This is a genomic window from Thermosynechococcus sp. HY213 (assembly GCF_031460975.1).
Taxonomy (GTDB): Bacteria; Cyanobacteriota; Cyanobacteriia; order Thermosynechococcales; family Thermosynechococcaceae; genus Thermosynechococcus.
This window is the reverse complement of sequence record NZ_JAVKVB010000007.1, coordinates 70,680-82,476: the sequence shown is the minus strand read 5'-3', so window position 1 is coordinate 82,476 and position 11,797 is coordinate 70,680. Positions and strand designations below refer to the sequence as shown.

Sequence of the window (11,797 nt, the reverse complement as noted above, 5' to 3'; positions counted from 1 at the left end):
TCGCTATAGTTTGCTAATACTAGGGGGCATAAAACTGCCCCTTTTTTATTTGGGGGTTAAAACAAACTAAGCTGAACATAGGGATTTGACAGCTTTTCTATAGCAAATGGAATTAAGTTAGAAAGAGGATAAATAAACGCATCTTCTGTAAAATCTATTATTTCCTTAGCGATAAAAGACCGATCAAAGAATTTCAACATTCCGCGTTGCTGAGGGTTATTAATTTCGTTATAAAAGTTTGTTGTTGCAAAGCAAATAATCGGAACTACTGACGATCGATAGGAGATATTATATTTTTCGCATAATTCAGGGCTATGTAGAGCAACTTCCATTAGGAGTTTCCACTTATAAGTTTGAGCCGCCCTTTCCCTTAAGGATGTTTTAAGAGACAAAATGATATAGCTTTCAGGTGTATGTTTTTGCTTAATATTATTATTTGCATAAATCACAATATCCATATCTGGTTTTTGCACTTCATTTTGGATATTGATATTAATTGACTACCTGAAATTTGGAACACTTGATAGCTGAGATGTTATGAACATCCATTCAGGTATGTTTTTGCAACACTTGTTAACAAGAAAGATGTAAATTAAGGCGTTTGAAAAAGCATTGCCAGCAATGCTCTTTATTGCTTGATTTTTATTCTCTATTTTCCCCTGTTGAACCTTTTGATCTAAAAGTATTTCCACATCAATCTGAGAAGCTCGTATGATGTCGTGTAACTGGTTAAGCACTAATAGCCATGCTTCCTTAATGTTTTTCTGACTAGCAACCCATTGATTAATTCTCTTAACAATAGGCTTCATGTAATACTTATTGCCTGAACATATCTTTCTTAAAACTTTCTTTTCCTGCTTGCTTAAAACCTTGAATGACATATCTGAACTAAAAGAGCGTAAGCTGCCTAGTTTGTTTTAATAATTTTCCCTGCTTTAGGGATTTTAATATCTCATCAGCAATAACTTTCACCAGCGGCACCACAACTGAATTGCCAAACTGCTGGTATGCCCTTGTATCACTCACCACAATTTTGAAAGAGTCGGGAAACCCCATTAAGCGGGCACATTCCCTTGGCGTCAGGCGGCGGGGATTCTTGTTTTCTTGGGGAATGAGGATTTCCGAGCCATCTTTGTAATACCTTGCGCTTAATGTTCGGGTTACTCCCTCTAAATCAACTAGCCCATAGCCAAATCCATTACCACGGGCACGATGCTTTTCAGCATAGTTTTGCAAATACTGCCACAGATGATTGCTCAACGTATATTTAGCATCTACTGACGGTTCCAGAATATCCCTAACTCTATGTTGCTGAATTGGTACCTGAGGAAATGTAAATTCAAGGGGTTCTCTAAAACCCACAATAAAAATTCTTTCTCGATGCTGGGGCACAAAATGAACAGCATTGATGACTTGGTAATAGATGTAGTATCCCAAATCATTTAGAATTTCTTGAATCCTTTGAAAGGTTCTACCGCGATCGTGGCTTTGAAGATTTTTAACATTTTCTAGCAAAAAAGCCCTAGGACGTTTATCGTTGATGATCCTCGCAATTTCAAAAAATAGATTGCCTTGAGTCGGGTGCTGAAAACCATGATTCATTCCTAGGGCATTGTGCTTGCTGACACCCGCAATGCTAAAGGGCTGACAGGGAAAACCCGCTAATAATATGTCATGGTCAGGAATCCTCTCCGAGGGGATTTGAGTAATGTCTCCTGCTGGCACTTCGCCAAAGTTTGCTTCGTAGGTTATTTGGGCAAACTTATTCCACTCTGAGCTAAAAACACAGCAACCACCTGCTTGGCTAAAACCGAGCCGCATACCACCAATGCCAGCAAATAGATCAATGAAGGTTGGCTGCCCCATAGCAGTCTAGAGTTAAGTGTCGTCTCTATTTATCCTAAGGCCTAGGTATTGGCACTTAGCCATGTGATGGCTTCCCGTAGCCATGCCTCTGGATCGCTATTCTTGGCGAGGGTGCTCGTTTGGCCGATGGCAGTAAGGGCAGCTTCAATCTCGCGATCGCTATAACCCAAGGCTAAAAGAGTCAACTCCAGTTCTTCACGCATCGCTTCCGTGGGCAGGCCAGCGGGAGCCGTTGTTAACCCCGTTTCCTGTCGCCAAGCACTCAGGGCGGCTTTCAGTTCCAAGGCAATGCGCTCAGCGGTTTTATTGCCGACTCCGGGCGCGCGGCTGAGACGACGGGTATTGCCACTGACGATCGCTTGGACTAGCTCTGGCAAAGGTAGGGTATCCAGCAACGATAGCGCCATCTGTGGCCCAACCCCATTGACACGGATCAAACGCAAAAAGAGATCCCGCTCCGCTGCCGAGGCAAAGCCATAGAGGAGCATCTGATCCTCACGGACACTGAGATGGGTAAAAATCTGCACCACCTCAGCACTCGGTGGGTACTGCCGCAACAGATGGGACGGGACCAGTAAGCGATAGCCGACCCCATTCACCTCTAGGATGAGGGCAGAGCGATGGCTCCCCTCCGATTGATGGGCAACAACAGTTCCTCTGAGGTAGGCAAACACAGTCTGTTCCTGCTCGCAGACGATTGGAAATGGGTGAGCCAAGCCGATGATGAGATTCGAACTCACGACCGCTCGATTACGAATCGAGTGCTCTACCACTGAGCTACATCGGCATTCAAAGCATTATTTATGCTAGCACGATCGCCCCTAGGACGGGCAGGGCAATGGCAAAATTTTTGCGATCGCGCGCTTGTGTGCATTTGCCCCAAGGGTTACAATAGACGATTGTGTTAATTAACGAGTTAAGAAAATCACTTGGCAAACGTCGTCGTTGTTGGTGCCCAGTGGGGCGATGAAGGCAAGGGTAAAATCACCGATCTCCTGAGCAAGTCTGCCGATGTGGTAGTCCGCTATCAGGGCGGTGTCAATGCAGGTCACACGATTGTCGTCAAAGACCAGACCCTAAAATTGCACCTGATTCCGTCAGGGATTCTCTACCCCGATACCCAGTGCATCATTGGGGCGGGAACGGTGGTGGATCCTAAGGTGCTCCTTGAGGAACTCGAACAACTGGAACAGTTGGGGGTGAGCACTGAGAATCTGCTGATTGCAGAAACAGCCCATGTGACGATGCCCTACCATCGCCAGTTGGATATTGCTGCTGAGGAACGGCGTGGCTCACGGCGCATTGGTACCACAGGACGCGGCATTGGCCCCACCTATGCCGATAAATCCGAGCGCACGGGGATTCGCATGCTGGATCTGCTGGATGCTGATCAGTTGGCCGCCAAGCTGGAGTGGGCGATCGCCCAAAAGAATTTGATCCTCGAAAAGCTCTACGGACTGGCGCCCCTCGAACCGCAGCCGATCATTGAAGAGTACTGTGCCTACGGTGAGCGCCTGCGATCGCACATTGTCGATGGTTCCCTCGTGCTGGATGATGCCATCCGCCGGCGGCGCAACATTCTCTTTGAAGGTGCCCAAGGTACTCTTTTAGACCTTGACCATGGCACCTATCCCTACGTCACCTCCTCAAACCCTGTGGCCGGGGGTGCTTGTGTCGGGGCGGGGATTGGTCCAACGATGATTGACCGCGTCATTGGTGTGGCCAAAGCCTATACCACGCGGGTCGGCGAAGGGCCTTTTCCAACGGAATTACTGGATGAGGTGGGAGAACTCTTGGGCGATCGCGGTGCTGAATTTGGTACCACAACTGGACGGCGCCGCCGCTGTGGCTGGTTTGATGCCGTGATTGGCCGTTATGCGGTGCGCATCAATGGCCTCGATTGCTTAGCAATTACGAAGCTCGATGTCCTCGATGAGCTGCCAGAGATCAAAGTCTGTGTTGCCTATGATATTGACGGTGAGCGCTGCGAACACTTCCCCAGCAATGCCCTCAAATTTGCCCGCTGTCGTCCCATCTATGAAACCCTGCCGGGGTGGCAGCAATCCACCCGTCATTGCCGCTCCCTTGATGATCTGCCCAAGGCGGCATTGAACTATCTCAAGTTTTTGGCTGAAATTATGTCTGTGCCCATCGCCATTGTCTCGTTGGGGGCAGAGCGCAGCCAAACCATCATTGTTGAGGATCCGATCCATGGTCCGAAACGGGCACTCCTCAAGGATGATGGCACCCAAGTCCATCCCGTTTTATCTTAATTGGAGTTGCAGCAATGTCTCGTTCCTTAGCTATTGAGGGGCACCTACGCCCTGCCGATGCTAAACCCAATGCCCTACGCCGTGAGGGCAAAACCCCTGCCGTCCTCTACGGCCCGACGCTTGAGTCTTCGATTTCCTTGGTGGTGGATACCCATGCCGCCGAATTTTTGGTGCGGGATGCCCGTCTCCAGAAAACCCCGATCCAGCTTTCGATCCCCGATTTGCCGTGGCAGGGAACGGTGGTGCTCCAAGAGGTGCAAGCCCACCCCGCCAAGGATACCCTTTACCACCTCTCCTTTTTAGCCAAAGCTGAAAACTAGGCTGCAAGGGGGAATTTGCTATAGTGGGGATATGTTAAGTGATTGTTAACAATGCCAGCCACGCTCCTTCGTTCTGCAGATCTTGCCCACCTTAGCTATTCCCCCGAAGGCGATCGCTTTGATGGCTCTTGGGAATCTCCCCTCGCTACGCTCCTTGGCCTTGGGCGGGCGGCTGGCGCTGATTTTGTCGAGATTTTCCTTGAGCGCAACCATTACCTTAGTACTCTTGTCGAGGACGATCGCCTGACGAGTGTCTCCCCTCGCTTGAGTTTAGGGGCGGGTATTCGCGTTTTTCGCGGTACTAGTGATTGCTACGTGAGCACCAATGACCTCAGCTTTAAGGGGTTGCAGGCAGCTTTAGAGAAGGCTCTGGGCTTAATGGGGTTGCTCTTACCCAGTCCGCAAGCTTACGTGCCTGAAATCCACCTTGAATTGCTGCGGGACTATGCCCAAGGCCGCAAGGAAGGCTGGCTAGCCGCCTGTAGTTCTATTGCTGAAGTGGCCGATATTCTCTTGGCGGGCAGCGATCGCCTACGCCAGAAAACCCAGCATCTGCAATCCCGCCGCCTCAGTTATTTTCGCGATTGGCAAGAGGTCATGGTGGCCGCCAGTGATGGCACCTTTGGTCGCGATATTCGCCTCACCCAATCAGCAGTGGCCTCTGTTCTCTGTGCGGATGGCGAGCACCGCGCCTCCATTGGTGAGCGCAATGGCGATACCAGTAATCCAGACTTTTTGCGCCAGTGGGACTACACCACCTTGGCCGATACCGTTGCCGAAGCGGCGGGCAAAATGCTCTATGCTGACTATGTGGAATCGGGCACTTACCCGGTGATCATGGCCAACCAATTTGGCGGGGTGATCTTCCATGAAGCCTGTGGTCACCTCTTGGAAACCACTCAAATTGAACGCGGTACGACCCCCTTTGCCGATAAAAAAGGCGAAAAAATTGCCCATGAAAACTTGACCGCTTGGGATGAGGGAATTACCAGCGGTGCCTTTGGCAGTATTGATATGGACGATGAGGGGATGCCGGCGCAGCGCACGTTGCTGATTGAAAATGGCATCCTTAAGAATTTCCTGAGCGATCGCGCGGGTTCGATGCGCACAGGGCACCCTCGCACGGGCAGTGGCCGCCGCCAAAGTTATACCTATGCTGCCGCTTCGCGGATGCGCAATACCTACATTGCCCCCGGTGAATACCGTGTTGAGGACTTAATTGCCTCCATTGATCGCGGCATTTACTGCAAACGCATGGGGGGTGGCAGTGTCGGTGCCACGGGGCAATTTAACTTTGCCGTTGAGGAAGCCTACTGGATTGAACATGGCCAAATCAAACAGCCCCTCAAGGGAGCCACACTGATTGGCGAAGCCAAGGAAATCATGCAGCGAATTTCAATGTCAGCCAACGATCTCGCCCTTGCCCCCGGTTTTTGTGGCTCGATTAGCGGTAGTATCTACGTCACCGTTGGTCAACCCCACATTAAAGTCGATGCCATTACCGTCGGTGGCCGCTAAACTGATTACCTGCGGTTATGGGTTTGAGTAGAAATGCCTAAAGATTTTATATGTGAATTTTTGTGACTCTGGCTACATTATCATGGAAGAAGAAGAGGAGCTAAGGCAGTGCAGCTTTTTGATCGCCCTCACCGCTTTGTGTGCGCCTTGACTTCTCTTCTGAGACAAAAACATTGGACTGAATGACCAGTAATCCGCTGGTCTTTTTTTTTGGCGGTTTTGCAGCTCCCTTGGTTAGGCAGTGGTTGGGGTTTTTACTTGGCTCAGTAGTTCGTGGAGTTCTTCGCCCTCAATCACTTCTTTTTCCAAGAGTTTTTGGGCGATCGCTTCGAGAAGGTCACGGTTCTCCTTAAGAATACTGAGCGCCTGCTGGTGAGCTGACTCGACAATTTCTTTGACTTCGCGATCGATGGCTTGAGCGGTTTCCTCACTGACTGCCCGTAGCATCATGCCATTGTTCGTCAAAAAGCTCGCCTGTTGTTGCTCAAAGGCAAGAGGACCAAGGACTTTGCTCATGCCGTAGCTGCGCACCATCCGCTCTGCCAAATCTGTGGCCCGTTGTAGATCGTTCGCGGCTCCAGTTGTGATCGTGCCAAAGACAATTTCCTCTGCCGATCGCCCCCCTAGCAACGTGGCAATTTGGGCGCGCAATTCTTGCTCATCAAGGAGGAAGCGATCCTCCGTCGGCAACTGCAATGTGTAACCAAGAGCTGCCATGCCACGGGGCACAATCGAGATTTTCTCTACCCGACCACTGCCTGGCAGCGCACAGCCGACAAGGGCATGACCGACTTCGTGGTAGGCAACAATTTTCTTCTCCTTGTCGTTGAGGACACGGCTTTTTTTCTCAAGGCCAGCCACGATGCGTTCAATGGCTTCAGCAAAGTCCTGCTGCGTCACCACTTCCCGTTGATTGCGCGCCGCCAGTAGGGCTGCTTCATTGACTAGGTTGGCCAAGTCTGCGCCAGCAAACCCCGGTGTACGGGCAGCGATCGCGTGTAGATCCACTTCAGGAGCCAGTTTCACCTTTTTGGCATGGATTTTCAAAATTGCCTCCCGACCAGTCAAATCGGGGCGATCGACCAAGACTTGGCGGTCAAAGCGTCCAGGGCGCAGCAATGCCGGATCAAGGGTTTCGGGGCGGTTGGTTGCCGCAAGGACAATGACCGTTGCCCCCGTGGCATCAAAGCCATCCATTTCCGTGAGCAGTTGGTTGAGGGTTTGCTCCCGCTCATCGTTACCGCCATAAAAACCGGCACTGGAACGGGACTTACCAATGGCATCTAACTCATCAATAAAGACAATACAGGGGGCTTGCTTTTTCGCCTGCTCAAAGAGATCCCGTACGCGGGCCGACCCGACACCCACAAATAGCTCGACAAACTCCGAACCCGAAATGGAGAAGAAAGGGACATTGGCTTCGCCAGCAACAGCTTTGGCCAGCAGGGTTTTCCCTGTTCCCGGTGGCCCCACCAGCAGCACCCCCTTGGGAATGCGGGCACCAATTTGAATATAGCGTTGGGGATTTTTCAGAAAATCAACAATTTCGACCAGCTCCGCCTTAGCTTCCTCAACCCCAGCCACATCATCAAAGCGAATCCCCGTGTTGGCACCCTCGACATAGACCTTAGCGCGGCTTTTGCTGATGGAGAGAACCCCCTGAGGACCACCGCCCGCTTGGCGACTGGCAAAGAATTGAAAGATGAGCACAAACACAATCGGCGGAATGACCCAACCAAGGACATTCAACAACCAACTGTTGCGCGGTGGGGGGGCAGCGGCAAACTCAACACCTTTTTCCTGTAGGAGTTTCGGTAGCTCCAGATCAAAGATTGGCGTTGTCGCTAGTACTTGGGGCGGTTTATCTCCCTCTGGCTTTAATTGGTAGAGAATTTCATTTTGGCTGACATAGGCACGCGCCACTTTCCCCTCTTGCACCTGATGGATAAACATACTGTAGGGAACCTGAGGTGGACGGGGGGCAAAAAGTCGGGGGAAAAGTAGGTTCAATAGGAGAAATCCCAACCCCACGAAAAGAAGCAGATTACCAATCCAGCGATTACGGGGTACTTCGGGCGGGTTCTTGATGGCCATAGGTTAGATTCCCCAGAGTTCACCTACCGATCATGGTGACACTTGGAAGGGACTCAGGGCAAGGGCAAGAAGCTTAACATTCGGTCACTCAACCCCGCAGCTAGCCTAGAAATGCCCGACACTACAGTGAGGAAGCGGGCAAGCCTTTGATAAAATATCAACAGAATTCCTCTCTTTTGCATCGTAGAATGATTGATTTAAGTACCCTCAAACGCGATTTTTCTTTGTTGCGCGATCGCCTGGGTCATACCCAGGACTATCTTTGACCCGGCGGCCTTAAACGCCAAGATTCACGACCTTGAGCACACCGCCGCTCAGCCAGACTTCTGGAATGATCAAGCGATCGCCCAAGTCACACTCCAACAGTTGACCGAAGCCAAAGACGCCCTCAACCAACTTCAGCAGTGGCAAAAAACGATTGAACACGTGGAAACGGCACTGGAACTGCTGGAGCTAGAACCGGATGAAGGGCTGGTGACAGAGGCGACTACGCTGCTCAAGGATTTAGACGCCCAGTTGAGTCGATGGGAACTGGAACAACTCCTCAGTGGCCCCTACGACAAAAACAACGCCATTCTCACGATCAATGCTGGTGCTGGCGGGACTGATGCTCAGGATTGGGCAGAAATGTTGCTGCGAATGTACACCCGCTGGGCGGAGCGCCATGGTTACCAAACCCATCTGGCCGAGTTATCGGAGGGGGAGGAGGCGGGCATTAAGTCAGCCACCCTAGAAATTCGGGGGCGCTATGCCTACGGTTATCTGCGCTCTGAAAAGGGCACCCATCGGCTGGTGCGCATTTCTCCCTTTAATGCCAATGGTAAACGGCAAACCAGCTTTGCCGGCGTGGATGTGATGCCCGAACTGGATCAATCCGTTACGGTAGAGATTCCCGAAAGCGACTTAGAAATTACCACCTCTCGCAGTGGCGGCAAGGGAGGACAAAACGTCAACAAGGTGGAAACAGCCGTGCGCATTGTCCATAAGCCAACGGGCTTAGCCGTCCGCTGTACGCAGGAGCGATCGCAACTACAAAACAAGGAAAAAGCCCTTGCCATTCTCAAGGCCAAGCTATTAGTCATTGCCCAAGAACAAAAGGCCAAAGAAATTGCTGATATTCGCGGTGATGCTGTTGAAGCGGCTTGGGGCAACCAAATTCGCAACTATGTCTTCCATCCCTATCAACTGGTCAAAGACCTGCGCACGGAGGTGGAAACGACAGCCATTCAAGAGGTCATGGATGGTGACCTCGATCCCTTTATCCAAGCCTACCTGCGGCAGCAAACGGAGGAAGCCAGTTAAACAAAAAACTCCCCCTAGGGGGAGCAATTGCAGTTCAGCAAATCAGGGAAAGAACCTAAATCTCGACCACGCCCCCTGCGGCCTGCAAGCGAGCACGGGCACGACGAAAGGCTTGGGTAGCTTGAATTTTGGCCTGTTTAGATTCCCCCTGTTCGGCTTTAACGAGGGCGGCCTGTGCTTCAGCAAATTCGGCCTTGGCTTTTTCGAGGTCAATTGTGTCCCCGCGCTCAGCACCGTTGACAAGAATGGTCACTTCGTTGTTTTCAACTTCGGCAAAGCCCCCCATGAGGGCGATCGCCACCCATTCGCGGTCTTGGCGCACCCGCATCACGCCCGTTTCCAAGGCGGTTAAGAGAGGGGCATGATTTGAGAGAATACCCAATTGCCCCGTTGTGCTGGGCAAAATCACTTCCTCAGCGGGGGCATCCCAAACGGTTTTATCGGGTGCAATTACCCGGACGGTCATCACCATAACGCTTCCCTTGCCACTCAATGATCAAAGGGCGGGTTGCCCCACCCTGTATGGACACCTGTGAAACCTAGGCTTTGAGTTTTTCAGCCTTAGCTTTGGCTTCTTCGATATTGCCCACCATGTAGAAGGCTTGTTCGGGCAGATCATCCAGCTCACCGCTGAGGATCATCTGGAAGCCTTTGATGGTTTCTTCGAGGGTGACGTATTTGCCGGGGGCACCGGTGAACACTTCCGCCACAAAGAAGGGCTGAGACAGGAAGCGCTCAATTTTGCGTGCCCGCGCCACGGTTAGGCGGTCTTCCTCAGAGAGTTCATCGAGACCCAAAATGGCAATAATGTCCTGCAGCTCTTTGTAGCGCTGAAGGGTCGCTTGCACCGCCCGTGCTGTTTGATAGTGCTCCTGACCCACAATGTCCGGCTGCAACATGTTGGAGGTGGAGCCAAGGGGATCCACAGCGGGGTAAATCCCTTTTGCAGCTAGACCACGGGAGAGCACTGTTGTTCCATCCAAGTGGGCAAAGGTCGTGGCCGGAGCAGGGTCAGTCAGGTCGTCCGCAGGCACATAGACCGCTTGAATCGAAGTAATCGAACCTTCCGTGGTCGAGGTAATCCGCTCTTGTAGGGCACCCACATCGGTACCGAGGGTGGGCTGGTATCCCACCGCAGAGGGCATCCGACCGAGTAGCGCCGACACCTCAGAACCGGCTTGCACAAAGCGGAAGATGTTATCAATAAAGAGCAGCACATCCTGCTTATTGACATCGCGGAAGTATTCGGCCATCGTCAGCCCCGACAGACCCACACGCATCCGTGCGCCGGGGGGTTCGTTCATTTGACCGTACACAAGGGCGATTTTAGATTTGCTGGGATCGTTTTTGTCGATCACGCCCGATTCAATCATTTCGTTGTAGAGGTCATTGCCTTCGCGGGTACGTTCGCCCACGCCAGCAAACACCGACACTCCACCGTGTTGGGTGGCAATGTTGTTGATCAGTTCCATCATGATCACGGTCTTGCCGACGCCCGCACCGCCAAAGAGGCCAATTTTACCGCCACGGCGATAGGGGGTGAGCAGGTCAATCACCTTGATGCCCGTTTCAAACACCGAGGGCTTGGTTTCCAGTTGCGTAAAGCTGGGAGCAGGACGGTGAATGGGCAGGGTTTCAGTGGCACTGACAGCGCCTTTTTCGTCCACGGGTTCACCCAGCACGTTGAAGATGCGACCAAGGGTGGCTGTCCCTACGGGCACGCTGATGGGGGCACCGGTATCTACGGCTTCCATTCCCCGCACTAAGCCATCGGTGCTGCTCATGGCAACGGCACGGACGCGGTTATCGCCAAGGAGTTGTTGCACTTCACAGGTTACAGCCACGTCTAAGCCGGCCTCGTTTTTGCCTTGAATCCGCAGGGCGTTGTAAATGGCGGGCATTTTGCCGCTGGGAAATTCAATGTCAACGACAGGGCCAATGACCTGAGTAATAAAGCCTACATTGGTTCGTTCTGCTGATATGACCATGGACGTTTGCCTACTGTCTAGGTAAATTCATTTGCGTTTTTTCAGAGGGCGATCGCTCCCCAAGGGGCACAACGATCGAGACTGAAAGTGGAATGCAGCGTTTGGTGCAAGCGCACCACAATACAACGTACCACTAATGCAGCCTTTTTCTATCGGATTCAGTGGGATCCAAATCTGAGGTCTTATTGACCCCGCTCAGTTGCTGTGAAAAAGGCGGCAGGGCAGGAATTAGCCGACGACTTCAATTTCGTCCTCAAAAAACCAAGTGCTGGAGCGATCGTCGAAGGTGACAATGACGCCAACCCCACTGCCATCGGTCATCTTAAAACCAGTAATTTGACCCACTTGGCCGAGTTTTTGAATGATGTCTTGGGCGACGCGATCGCGAATTCGACAGACGCGCACTTTTTGCCCCACGTCCATAGCAACTCCCAAA

At 51.6% G+C, this 11,797-nt stretch carries 12 protein-coding genes and 1 tRNA gene; 4 read left to right on the top strand and 9 right to left on the bottom strand.

Going from position 1 to position 11,797, the window contains the following annotated elements; genetic code table 11:
• Positions 1-56 precede the first annotated feature (56 nt).
• From RHK62_RS03555 to RHK62_RS03535, 5 genes are all read right to left on the bottom strand, one after another.
• Positions 57-485, bottom strand: coding sequence for a BsaWI family type II restriction enzyme (locus RHK62_RS03555; RefSeq protein WP_310453315.1), 429 nt, complete (start codon positions 483-485; stop codon positions 57-59).
• A 15-nt stretch (positions 486-500) separates the two neighbouring features.
• Positions 501-881: a hypothetical protein gene (locus RHK62_RS03550; protein WP_302678969.1), complete on the bottom strand. Its 381-nt coding sequence runs from the start codon at positions 879-881 to the stop codon at positions 501-503.
• Between the two features lie 7 nt (positions 882-888).
• Entirely contained in the window at positions 889-1,866 is a 978-nt protein-coding gene (dcm, locus tag RHK62_RS03545; RefSeq protein WP_302676670.1) for a DNA (cytosine-5-)-methyltransferase, read from the bottom strand.
• A gap of 41 nt (positions 1,867-1,907) precedes the next feature.
• Complete coding sequence (gene ruvA, locus RHK62_RS03540) at positions 1,908-2,540, bottom strand: Holliday junction branch migration protein RuvA (protein ID WP_310453314.1); 633 nt, start codon at positions 2,538-2,540, stop codon at positions 1,908-1,910.
• 41 nt (positions 2,541-2,581) lie between these two features.
• Positions 2,582-2,653: transfer RNA gene (locus RHK62_RS03535), tRNA-Thr, on the bottom strand.
• A gap of 142 nt (positions 2,654-2,795) precedes the next feature.
• Between RHK62_RS03535 and RHK62_RS03530 the strand changes: the two genes are divergently transcribed.
• Genes RHK62_RS03530 through RHK62_RS03520 form a run of 3 tightly spaced genes read left to right on the top strand, consistent with a single transcriptional unit; the run spans position 2,796 to position 5,977 of the window.
• Positions 2,796-4,139 carry an adenylosuccinate synthase gene (locus tag RHK62_RS03530; protein WP_149817309.1) on the top strand — a complete coding sequence of 448 codons (1,344 nt, stop codon included), beginning with the start codon at positions 2,796-2,798 and terminating at the stop codon, positions 4,137-4,139.
• Positions 4,140-4,153: 14 nt separating this feature from the next.
• Positions 4,154-4,459, top strand: a complete 306-nt coding sequence (gene rplY / locus RHK62_RS03525) for a 50S ribosomal protein L25 (RefSeq protein WP_302678971.1) — start codon at positions 4,154-4,156, stop codon at positions 4,457-4,459.
• Between the two features lie 51 nt (positions 4,460-4,510).
• A complete protein-coding gene (locus tag RHK62_RS03520) occupies positions 4,511-5,977 on the top strand; it encodes a TldD/PmbA family protein (RefSeq protein ID WP_302678972.1) in 1,467 nt (488 codons plus the stop codon).
• A 234-nt stretch (positions 5,978-6,211) separates the two neighbouring features.
• Here the strand turns inward: RHK62_RS03520 and ftsH4 are convergent, their stop codons facing one another.
• Positions 6,212-8,071, bottom strand: coding sequence for an ATP-dependent zinc metalloprotease FtsH4 (ftsH4, locus tag RHK62_RS03515; RefSeq protein ID WP_310453277.1), 1,860 nt, complete (start codon positions 8,069-8,071; stop codon positions 6,212-6,214).
• Between the two features lie 188 nt (positions 8,072-8,259).
• On the opposite strand from ftsH4, the gene prfB reads away from it, so the two are divergent.
• Positions 8,260-9,373 (top strand): peptide chain release factor 2 gene (gene prfB / locus RHK62_RS03510; RefSeq protein WP_206201256.1). Its coding sequence is split into 2 segments (ribosomal slippage): positions 8,260-8,334 and positions 8,336-9,373, totalling 1,113 coding nucleotides; the frame shifts between segments, so codons are not numbered across the junction.
• Between the two features lie 55 nt (positions 9,374-9,428).
• Here the strand turns inward: prfB and atpC are convergent.
• From atpC to RHK62_RS03495, 3 genes are all read right to left on the bottom strand, one after another.
• The gene (gene atpC / locus RHK62_RS03505) at positions 9,429-9,845 is read right to left on the bottom strand and encodes an ATP synthase F1 subunit epsilon (protein ID WP_302676665.1); all 417 of its coding nucleotides are present in this window, start codon (positions 9,843-9,845) and stop codon (positions 9,429-9,431) included.
• A 67-nt stretch (positions 9,846-9,912) separates the two neighbouring features.
• Positions 9,913-11,361: a F0F1 ATP synthase subunit beta gene (gene atpD, locus RHK62_RS03500; protein WP_149817323.1), complete on the bottom strand. Its 1,449-nt coding sequence runs from the start codon at positions 11,359-11,361 to the stop codon at positions 9,913-9,915.
• A gap of 228 nt (positions 11,362-11,589) precedes the next feature.
• Complete coding sequence (locus RHK62_RS03495; protein ID WP_149817325.1) at positions 11,590-11,784, bottom strand: DUF2862 domain-containing protein; 195 nt, start codon at positions 11,782-11,784, stop codon at positions 11,590-11,592.
• Positions 11,785-11,797 lie beyond the last annotated feature (13 nt).